The organism is Arenibacter lacus, from assembly GCF_008711145.1.
Taxonomy (GTDB): domain Bacteria; phylum Bacteroidota; class Bacteroidia; order Flavobacteriales; family Flavobacteriaceae; genus Arenibacter; species Arenibacter amylolyticus.
The window spans coordinates 18,835-27,098 of record NZ_VVIN01000052.1 but is presented as its reverse complement, the minus strand read 5'-3'; the positions used below and the strand labels follow the sequence as shown (position 1 = coordinate 27,098).

The 8,264-nt window shown below is 33.9% G+C and carries 6 protein-coding genes; all 6 read left to right on the top strand.

The window, feature by feature from the left end:
* The coding region (locus F1E73_RS13405) for a TraM recognition domain-containing protein (protein ID WP_150452192.1) at positions 1-1,302 on the top strand (1,302 nt) is incomplete at its 5' end.
* Positions 1,303-1,313: 11 nt separating this feature from the next.
* Positions 1,314-1,712 carry a hypothetical protein gene (locus F1E73_RS13400; protein WP_150452191.1) on the top strand — a complete coding sequence of 133 codons (399 nt, stop codon included), beginning with the start codon at positions 1,314-1,316 and terminating at the stop codon, positions 1,710-1,712.
* Between the two features lie 304 nt (positions 1,713-2,016).
* On the top strand, positions 2,017-2,979 hold the full coding sequence (locus tag F1E73_RS13395; protein ID WP_150452190.1) for a hypothetical protein: 963 nt from the start codon (positions 2,017-2,019) through the stop codon (positions 2,977-2,979).
* A gap of 536 nt (positions 2,980-3,515) precedes the next feature.
* A complete protein-coding gene (locus F1E73_RS13390; protein ID WP_150452189.1) occupies positions 3,516-6,155 on the top strand; it encodes a DUF4062 domain-containing protein in 2,640 nt (879 codons plus the stop codon).
* Between the two features lie 149 nt (positions 6,156-6,304).
* Positions 6,305-6,571 (top strand): hypothetical protein, encoded by a 267-nt coding sequence (locus F1E73_RS13385; protein ID WP_150452188.1) that lies wholly within the window; start codon positions 6,305-6,307, stop codon positions 6,569-6,571.
* A gap of 593 nt (positions 6,572-7,164) precedes the next feature.
* Positions 7,165-8,001, top strand: coding sequence for an SIR2 family protein (locus tag F1E73_RS13380; protein WP_223883431.1), 837 nt, complete (start codon positions 7,165-7,167; stop codon positions 7,999-8,001).
* Positions 8,002-8,264 lie beyond the last annotated feature (263 nt).

Genomic DNA, 8,264 nt, shown 5'->3' with positions numbered 1-8,264 from the left:
TTTCAATTGGATATCAACAGTCCACAACGTCCAAAAATAGTCTGCATCCAAAACAATCCGGACCGCTCTGAAATATACGCTGCTCCCATTGGCCTGTACATTAACAAGGCGCTACAGGTGGTAAACAAACCAGGGGGCAGGCCCATGGGGCTGATCTTGGATGAACTTCCCACCGTTTTCATCATGGGACTGCGTAGGATTATCGATACCGGACGGGCCCACTATGTGGCGACTGTACTTGGTATACAGAGTATCACCCAACTAATAGCCGATTATGGCAGGGAGTTGGCAGAAGTCATTTTTGACAACTGCTCCAATGTCTTCAGTGGTGCGGCAAAAGGAGAAACAGCTCGTCGGATCAGTGAGATCTTTGGTCGTATCCATCAGGAAAAAAGAAGCAAGGCGGTTTCCAACCAGGACACTACCGTCAATTTTAGTACCATCCTTTCGTCCTTGCTTCCAAAGAGCAGGATAACCAGTATGTCCACCGGGCATTTTGCAGGTATTGTGGCCGATACTTTTGAGCACCCGATAGCACAAAAACTATGTTGTGGACTAATAAAGCCCAACATGGAAGCAAAGAAAATCCAAGGTAAATACGAACTACCCGCTCACACCGAATTCAAAAATAAGCACCATCAGGAACTGGTAGCCTCAAAAATGGGCATTTTACAAAACCTAGATTTTTTTGAGGTGGTGACGCATCTCGATTTCCATCAGAGGGATCCTAGAGTTTTCTACGGGAAGTACCTTGATGGATTTACCAAAGCACATTATAAAAATTCCATTAAACAGTCTCAGTTTATGCTAATGGTCAAGGAAATAAAGCTATTTGACCATCTGTCGAAAGTAGAGGGCTTTATAAGAGAGGATACGGATTCAAGAAACTCTATAAAAGATTATATTACAGGTTTGATAGATCGGATGTTCTCAGAGCAAGAGAAAAATAGGTTTTTGGAGAAAAATTTCATGAAAGTGATCCAGGATATCAATACCCTGGTGGAACGTGAGTATTGTCGTGCCACAGGGAAAAAACCGAAGTTAGCAGTATTTGACAAGAATAAGATAGGTGGAGATATAGAAAAATCCCTCAAAGAGAACGACATTATCGCCAAAGATTTTATTACTGTTTTTAATAGCCTACCGAAAAAGGCATTGGCAGATGCTTATCGTAGGCAAAATGAAATCACTAACTTTGAAGTGTTATCGGAAACCGATTCTCCAAAGTTAGCCAATGGCAGCACAACGGATTTAGAGAGCTTATTCTCTAGCTTCCCTATAGCATTGGATATGGAAAATTAATCATTCAAAACATGAAAGACATTTACGAGTTGATGAAAGCTCCTACCGAGGATTTTAACTATATCAGTGAACGGTTAAAATTGATACGGGAAGAGCTGATACAAAAGGATACCGGCAACAGGCGTACCAGCAAATTTTCCATAAAGGCCATTACCGAGCGTTTCGATATGGACTATAATACCCTGGTCAATGTAGAGCGTGGAGCCATTTCCTTAACAACCATCAAATTGATTTTATACTACTATTCCTTGGGGTATAATCCGGCATGGATTCTTTCGGAGGACAATGAATTTATCCCAAAGACCAATATTGGCGAAAACGTGGTATACCAAGCCGATGTACAAGAGGAATACAAAGAAATGGAAACCGCTATTGTTACTGCTTTGACTGAATTTAAAAAGAAGATTTAATCGGACAACATCTCCAAGGTTTATTTTTCAATTTCAAGTCGTGAGTTTTCTCCTCTAATACAAACCACCATCACTAGAAATATAAAGAGTTAATGTTTTCATGTCAATTCGTTTCAAATAATCCGGCTTAAATTTCCCATTACCTATCGATTACTCCTACTACTTCATCGAATTTTACCAACAGGACGACTACCACTTTGTAAAACCACTTCCAAAACAGTAAATAAAGTCTTACATTGGTAGGTCCTAAAAGGATATATTTTAACTTATTACTATACACTTACGTTGTGCCTAATGTGATAAAATGGAACCTAAAGACGAAAACATATTTGCTTCAATAAAATATGAAGGACATTTAGTTGAAGATGGATTCCTCGATGCTCGAAGAGCAGGAGAAGCACTAATAGGCATTGATGAGATCCTACGCTATTTTCTTTATCAGGAAAATCCTGAGTTCGAAAAAATAAAATTTGAAGTTCCAGTAAGAGTTCGAAAAGGCAGTTGGGAGACAATTTTCCCTGAGAATATAAATGAAGTACTAATAAAAACTTCGTTGACTTGGGGAGCAATGAAATACTTTGGCAGTGCCTTAGGCGAAATGGCAAAAAGGGACTTCAAAGATGTAGGGTTTAAAGACGTTTTTCAACAGGCATTCAAAGGCTTGACTTGGGTTGTGAAAGTAGCTGTTCACCTTGGTTCATTGACAAAAAAGAAATTAGAAAAACTAAAATTCTCGAAAGACAATAAGGAAGTTGGATTAACAAACGATGAAGGAGAGATACTTTGGGTGCCTACGGATTATTTGGAGTTATTTACCAACTGTCCACCCAAACTTTTTTCAAATTTGGCGAGAGTTATAGAAGAAGAGCGAGAGTTAGTTATTAGCTACAACAAGGACAAGGAAATTGAAACCGCAAGAGTCAACCACAAACGAAAATTCATTTTTATACCTGAAGAAGATGAAGAAGAAATCCTTTTCCCAGAACTCGAACACGGACAATATGTGGAACTTGAAGGCCATATAAGTCGTGGCAACGAAAACAGCAATACAATAGGGTTTTTCTACGAAAACCACGTTCTAACTTGTATTCCTGATTCAGGTAACGTAAGAGATTATAGGCAGTTTCTGTTCTCGAACTGTATTTTGAAAGGATATGTGGACAGGCTTGACAAAAAAGGAGACTATAAGGAGAAAAGACCGAGAATTAGGTTTATTCATGTTGTCTCAACAGCTAAACCAGATAACCAACAAAGATTATTTGAATAAAAAAAACACTAGGCACAAAACTAAGTCTTCGCGTGGTCGGTATTGCCTGACCCGAAAGTAGGTGAGGGAGCCAAACATGAAGACCGAGTTGACAAAACCGGGTCGTTTTGTCCCTTTCTTTGGAGGTTGCTATGGTTTAGTGGTATTTTATAGATGGATATCGAAGTCCCGTCGGGTTCTCAAAGGTGATTAAAATTCATTTTCCCTTGTCTTATTCAAATAGTCTGTCCAGAGCGTAGCCGGAAGGTTGCCCCTGTCCATAAGAGACCTGCCTGTCCATCACGCAGGTTCGCCTAGACAGATTGGGCAGGCTTGCACCCTCTAAATTAATAATCTACTTTGCAGCAGATATATGATGCCCATGCTGGGCACACACATTGGTTATTATTTATTAAGGCGGATTTTCCCTAGCGGAAAATCCTCGTATATTTACCAAGGTTTGTTCCTCAGCGGAAAATGACTCACGTCCTTATCCTTAACAAACCATAACCAAAACCGTTGTATCCATTTAAAACCAACAAACTACAAAACATCATATGGAATTATTGAAAATCTACAAATGCTTTATCTCTTCACCAGGAGATTGTATGGAAGAAAGAGAAATTTGTGAAGAAGTTATTAAAGAAATCAATAATGGATTAGCACAATATTTAGGCATCAATCTTAAGCCATTTATGTGGGAGTATGATGTATTGCCTGATATGGGTAAAAATGGTCAAGAAATCATTGATGAATATATCAAAACTTCCAATTACGATATTTTCATTGGAATAATGAAAAACCGATTTGGACATCCGACCAATAAAGCAGGAAGCGGAACAGAACACGAGTTCAATGACGCATTAGATAGAAAGAAAAAATCAAATAATTGTATCCCAAAAATCATATTCTTTTTTGGTAAAGACAACATCGATATTGACCATCCAGATATTGATACAATTGTCCTACAAAGAAAACTGGTAAGGGAATTTAAATCAAGTGTACAAGACAAAGGTTTATACGTTGATTTTGAGAATATAAACCATTTTAAAAAACAATTAAAAGAAAAATTAGAACTATTTATTAAAGAAAATTCTCCATTAGCTAATCCAAATGAAAAGGCAGAAGAAGTTGATTTAATAATTGAAAATTTAGATCAAGATTTAGAAAATTCTCTAAAAACTTACAACGAGAAAAGTCCAATTTGGATTGAACCTATTATAAGCTCCAAGAGAGAAATTCCTAATAATCCGAATAAAAATTTAGAAAATAAAATAGAGATTAGTTCAATCATTGAAAAGCCAAAAGACATTATAATTAAAGCACCTACTGAATTTGGACTTACTTCTTTAGCTCACTATATAAAATTACAGGCGTGGAAAAAAGGAAAAACTTTTTTGTATTTAAATGCTAAGAATACAAAGAAACACAAGGTTATAAAGGATTTAAAAAGAGAGGCGATTGAATATTACAAAAAAGAAATTACCGAAATTGACTGTATCATTCTCGATTCAGTTTGTTTCGAAGAACTAGGTATGATGCCTTTAATTAAAAACGTATGTTGCGAATTAACAGAAACACCGATAATAATACTAAACACTCTCGACAATAACTTTTTCCTTAAATCTGATGAAGATGATAAGGTTGAAATTAAACGCCCATTTACAAACTACTATCTGCTACCTTTACCGAAAAATGAATTAAGGTCAGTTGTTAATTCTTATGCAAAGAATAAAGATTTCACTGACGACAACGATACTATTTTAGAAAAAGTAACTAAAGATTTAGAAATACTAAATCTTCATCGTACTGTAAAAAACTGTTTAAGTGTATTACGTGCTTCATCGAGAATTGGTTCTGAATACTCACCAATTAATAGAACAAAACTTTTAGAAACAATACTTTCTACAATCTTTGAAGATTATGAAATACCAACCTACTACGACAAAAAACCTGATATCAAGGATTGCAATTATGTTTTAGGATATTTCTGTCAATATTTAGTTGAAAAGAATGATTTTGAATTTAACGAATCGACATTTAAAACTGTACTGAAGGATTTTTCTGAGCAAAATTACATTGAATTAGACTTATCATATCTGTTAAATCTTCTAATTGATAATTCCATACTTACGAATAATAAGTTCACTCAAACCATATATTTCAGAAATTCTTATTGGGTATTTTATTTTATTGCTCAAAGAATGAAAATGAATAAAGAATTTTTGGAAAGTATTTATTCTCAAAAAAAGTATGTTGACTATCCAGAAATAATAGAATTTTACACAGGGATAGATAGAAATAGAGATGATGCTATACAAATATTAAATAAGGATTTAACTGAGACTTTACAGACAGTAAAGGCAAAAGTCAATATTCCAGATACAATAAACCCTTACAAATCTATCTCTTGGAAACCAGAAATTGAAAATCTTGAAAGAGAAGAAAAAAAAATAGGAGAAGATGTAGTTTCGTCAGGTCTACCAGATGAAGTTAAAGATAAATACAGTGATAAGTATTATGACCAAATAAAACCATATAATCAAGTTATTAATACTGTTCTTAGAGATTATTCATTTCTAGTTTTGATGCGGCAAATTTCTGCCTCTTCACGAGCTTTAAGAAATAGTGATTTTGTTGATCATAAAATAAGAACTGAACTCTTAAACAATATTACAGTTGCTTGGCTCGAAATAAACAAATTATTGATTGCCTTATCGCCTATCCTTGCTGAAAAAGGAAGTGCTAGTTTTGAAGGAGCAAAGTTCCACTTAGTAGAGGAAGACTTTACTAAATTCAATTCTGTAGAAGAAAGAAGAAAAGCTGTTTTGTTAGCAATACCTAGCAATATCGTAAAATTCTTCAAAGATGACTTGTTTTCAGCAAAAATGGGACCATTATTAATTAATAAAGCTGAAAATGAATCTAATAGCTTAATTAAACACGAACTTATGCTTCTTTTGACAGCAGAAAGACCAAAACATTGGAATAAAGTAATTGATAATTACATCATTAATTTGGATAAAAATTCATTCTATTTATCAGACGTATTACAAGTCTTAAATTATAACATCGATTTCAGTGCAACAGAATTAGGAGATAAAAGGGTTTTAAATTTATTGGCAAAAAAATGTCGTGCCAAACATCTTTATCAAAAGAACAATCCTGATTTAGGTTTAATAAAAAAAATGAAATAATACCGTCATACAGTCGAATAGGCATAGCGAAGTGTACCCCCCTTTCACCGTACGTGATTCAATTCATACTGTATTTTACGATACTGCTTAATTGGATAAATATATGTTCTGGTCCTCCCCTATTAGATGAAGAATCTTAAATTAGCCATATGAAAACGATAGACCTATATACAAAAGACGAAATCGATATTTTGAAATCCTACTATTCAGACATAGTTGTTAATAAAATATTCAGAACATTCACATCTCTTAAAATAACAGATTTAGCTTCGGATAAAATTAATGAAAAGTATCGGCTTGTCTGTGTTGGACATTTATTAAAACAACCCAATATTGTAATTAAAATAGATATATCTACACTTTGTAAAGGAAACTCATTGTTATCTCCTTCGGAGGTCCTAAAGACTAAACATTGATTACAATTCACCAACACATTTTGGATATACTGGAGTATACTGACCCCTTCGCTATTTTCTTTCTGGTTTTTGTTTATTTAATAGATACAATCAATTAAAATACTATTTTCATCAATTAATAGGTCGTTTTAAAACGTACTGCCGGTAGTTTGTATTTAGAAAAAGCTATGAGTAAAACAATAAGATTAAACAAGGTTTTACGCGAATTAAATATCTCGCTAGATAGGGCCACCGAATTTCTTGCTTCAAAAGGTGAAAACATTGAGGCTAGACCAACCACCAAATTGAACAAGAAACAATATAATCTACTTGTAAATCAATTCATATCATCAAATAATAAACGGTTAAATATCCTATACAATTCAGAGCAAATACAAAAGAGCTTACAAGAATTAGCAAGGGTAATAGACAAATCCAATATTCAAAATTTAAACCAGGTACTAGAGACCAATCTAGAATCAACAATCTCAAAAAGACAATCGGTTTTAAATTTGACCAAAGCATTTAAAGATGACAAATTAGTCTTGGTTTTAGGTGCTGGAATATCTTTGGATTTTGGTATTCCAACTTGGCATAGTCTTTTACAAAAATTGATGATTCATACATTAGAAAAGGATAATGAAAAATCTAATCTCTATTCGATCTTATTTAATAAAATATTCACCCCAAACCCTCTTATCGCTGGTCGATATCTTCAGAATTATTTTGAGAATAACAATTCGTCATTTGAAAATATTGTAAGAGATGTCATCTATGAAAAAGCAAAAAAAGAAACAAATTCACCTCTATTAGAAGAAATAGTTAAACTTTGTGTAGCACCAGGAAAGAGTCCAAATTTGGACTCCATAATAACATATAATTTTGATGATATTCTAGAATACAAGTTAGAAAAAATAGAAATGGATATACCGTTCAAATCTATTTATGGCAATGGTATGGATGTTCGAAATAATGAATTACCAATATATCACGTTCACGGTTTTCTTCCTCAAAATAAAAAACTTGATAAACAAAACGCAATTACGTTTGGAGAAAATAATTATCATCAGCAGTATTCTGATATTTATAGTTGGAATAATATTGTTCAAATAAATAAATTCAGAGAAAACACGTGTTTATTTATTGGAAGTTCGCTGACCGACCCAAATATCCGAAGGCTTTTAGATATAGCATTAAAACAAAAAGGTGATAATAGGAAACATCATTATATTTTCAAGAAAAAAATTAACAAGTTATACCTAACTAGTAAAATTGAATTCGATGACTTTTCAAAAAAAGAGGAGGTAGAGGATATATTAGATGTGGTAATAAAAATGTATGAAAGTTTTGAGGAGAACGACTCCTCTTCTTTTGGTGTAAAGACAGTTTGGGTAAACGAATGGAATGAAATACCTGAAATTCTAAAATTAATAAGAGAGAACGCAACCTAACTTTGGATTCTACGAAAAGCACCAGTTCCTAACAGAGATTCTTACCCCAAGCCAATCACAAATTCCACGAGAATAATTACAGGTGTATCCTTCACAAAAAAATAGGACAGTTGTAAATCTAATAATTAGCTCCTCGCAAACCACCATTTCCAGTTAATATGGATGGAACCTACCACCTTTGATATCGTAATAAACTTCAACACATCCCTACCCCTACCTTCATTATGTTTCGTATCTTTAACGGTTTAATCAACCGCAATTTC

Excerpts from the sequence above, each read along its gene's own strand:
- F1E73_RS13380 (WP_223883431.1), top strand. The coding sequence starts at position 7,165 with ATGATTCATACATTAGAAAAGGATAATGAAAAATCTAATCTCTATTCG.
- F1E73_RS13385 (WP_150452188.1), top strand. The coding sequence starts at position 6,305 with ATGAAAACGATAGACCTATATACAAAAGACGAAATCGATATTTTGAAA.
- F1E73_RS13395 (WP_150452190.1), top strand. The coding sequence starts at position 2,017 with ATGGAACCTAAAGACGAAAACATATTTGCTTCAATAAAATATGAAGGA.
- F1E73_RS13400 (WP_150452191.1), top strand. The coding sequence starts at position 1,314 with ATGAAAGACATTTACGAGTTGATGAAAGCTCCTACCGAGGATTTTAAC.
- F1E73_RS13390 (WP_150452189.1), top strand. The coding sequence starts at position 3,516 with ATGGAATTATTGAAAATCTACAAATGCTTTATCTCTTCACCAGGAGAT.